The sequence below is a fragment of the Vibrio sp. Isolate22 genome (genome assembly GCF_022398115.1).
Classification (GTDB): domain Bacteria; phylum Pseudomonadota; class Gammaproteobacteria; order Enterobacterales; family Vibrionaceae; genus Vibrio.
In genome coordinates this window covers 1-1773 of sequence record NZ_JAKEUW010000132.1, presented here as the reverse complement: position 1 = coordinate 1773, position 1773 = coordinate 1, and the positions used below count along the sequence as shown (strand labels likewise).

Genomic DNA, 1773 nt, shown 5'->3' with positions numbered 1-1773 from the left:
TCGACTACGGGGCTATCACCCTTTATTGCAGCACTTTCCAGAGCCTTCGTCTGTCTCATTAAAAGCTTAAGGGCTAATCCAATTTCGCTCGCCGCTACTTTCGGAATCTCGGTTGATTTCTCTTCCTCGGGGTACTTAGATGTTTCAGTTCCCCCGGTTTGCCTCTTGTTGCTATGTATTCACAACAAGATACTTACTTATGTAAGTGGGTTTCCCCATTCGGAAATCCCAGACTCAAATGACTTTTACTGTCTAATCTGGGCTTATCGCAAGTTAATACGTCCTTCATCGCCTCTGACTGCCAAGGCATCCACCGTGTACGCTTAGTCACTTAACCATACAACCCGAAGAGGTCTCATGTATGGTATTTGCTTTCACTTTTAAAAAGTGAAGACAAAACAGCAACCAAGGTTTTTGGTTGTAATAAGAAGGGTTAGTTCTTATTACGTGTTTGCCGGACTCAATGGTGATTCAAATTAGATTTGAATCGAATACAAGACACTTGAATGTGTTTGTGTTGTGTTTATCTAAAGATAAACATTGAGAACTTTTAATTTGATTAACTCTTAGAGTTAATCAGTCAGCTTTCCAAATTGTTAAAGAGCATGTATTCCGAAGAATGCATTTTCTAAAAACTCTCGCAGTCGAAAAAACCAACCAACAACATAAGAAGTGGTTTGGAGTTTTAACTTCCAAGAATATTTAGAGAATGGTGGGCGATACCGGGCTCGAACCAGTGACCCCCTGCTTGTAAGGCAGGTGCTCTCCCAACTGAGCTAATCGCCCACTAAAAGTTTTAATTCCTTCGTGGAGAAAGAATGGTGGGTCGTGCAGGATTCGAACCTGCGACCAATTGATTAAAAGTCAACTGCTCTACCAACTGAGCTAACGACCCAATGGTATCCCGTAGGGGAGTCGAACCCCTGTTACCGCCGTGAAAGGGCGGTGTCCTAGGCCTCTAGACGAACGGGACACTGGATTGAAGAACTTGGGAGTTCTTCGTCTCTTTACTTTCTAAACCGTATCAATCTGTGTGGACACTTATCGTGAAYATCTTCGTATAAGGAGGTGATCCAGCCCCAGGTTCCCCTAGGGCTACCTTGTTACGACTTCACCCCAGTCATGAACCACAAAGTGGTGAGCGTCATCTTCGTATAAGGAGGTGATCCAGCCCCAGGTTCCCCTAGGGCTACCTTGTTACGACTTCACCCCAGTCATGAACCACAAAGTGGTGAGCGTCCTCCCGAAGGTTAAACTACCCACTTCTTTTGCAGCCCACTCCCATGGTGTGACGGGCGGTGTGTACAAGGCCCGGGAACGTATTCACCGTAGCATTCTGATCTACGATTACTAGCGATTCCGACTTCATGGAGTCGAGTTGCAGACTCCAATCCGGACTACGACGCACTTTTTGGGATTCGCTCACTCTCGCAAGTTYGCAGCCCTCTGTATGCGCCATTGTAGCACGTGTGTAGCCCTACTCGTAAGGGCCATGATGACTTGACGTCGTCCCCACCTTCCTCCGGTTTATCACCGGCAGTCTCCCTGGAGTTCCCGACATTACTCGCTGGCAAACAAGGATAAGGGTTGCGCTCGTTGCGGGACTTAACCCAACATTTCACAACACGAGCTGACGACAGCCATGCAGCACCTGTCTCAGAGCTCCCGAAGGCACACCTGCGTCTCCGCTGGCTTCTCTGGATGTCAAGAGTAGGTAAGGTTCTTCGCGTTGCATCGAATTAAACCACATGCTCCACCGCTTGTGCGGGCCCC

At 47.6% G+C, this 1773-nt stretch carries 3 tRNA genes and 2 rRNA genes; all 5 read right to left on the bottom strand.

Features of this window, described 5'->3' with window-relative positions:
• Nucleotides 1–337, bottom strand: a 23S ribosomal RNA gene (locus L1D55_RS27140); the annotation flags it as partial.
• 373 nt (nucleotides 338–710) lie between these two features.
• A tRNA-Val gene (locus tag L1D55_RS27135) sits at nucleotides 711–786 on the bottom strand.
• Between the two features lie 33 nt (nucleotides 787–819).
• A tRNA-Lys gene (locus tag L1D55_RS27130) sits at nucleotides 820–895 on the bottom strand.
• Nucleotides 896–897: 2 nt separating this feature from the next.
• A tRNA-Glu gene (locus L1D55_RS27125) sits at nucleotides 898–973 on the bottom strand.
• Between the two features lie 182 nt (nucleotides 974–1155).
• A 16S ribosomal RNA gene (locus L1D55_RS27120) occupies nucleotides 1156–1773 on the bottom strand; the annotation flags it as partial.